Source organism: Corynebacterium sp. HMSC034H07, from assembly GCF_001815175.1.
In the GTDB taxonomy this organism is placed as follows: domain Bacteria; phylum Actinomycetota; class Actinomycetes; order Mycobacteriales; family Mycobacteriaceae; genus Corynebacterium; species Corynebacterium hiratae.
The window spans coordinates 1-225 of the sequence record NZ_KV819543.1 but is presented as its reverse complement, the minus strand read 5'-3'; the positions used below and the strand labels follow the sequence as shown (position 1 = coordinate 225).

Annotated in this window: 1 pseudogene; it reads left to right on the top strand. The window is 57.8% G+C overall.

Annotation, left to right across the window (positions count from 1 at the left end):
- Positions 1-225, top strand: a pseudogene (locus HMPREF3009_RS12065) (HNH endonuclease); the annotation flags it as partial.

Here is a 225-nt window from a genome sequence, read left to right as displayed (position 1 = left end):
CTTCTTCACCCAAGCCACCGGCACCAAGCCTGCCGTGCGCACCCAAGTCATCGTCACGTTGAATGAGCTGGACCAGATCATCAACGGCGAGGGTGATGAAATAGAGCTCAACCTGACCAACGGCGCGCGCATGACCGGCGCTGAATTCTTAACCCACAAGTTTGCCGAAATCGGCTACGCCACCATCGTCCACCCTGTTGAAGGACCCATCAACACCTGGCGGCT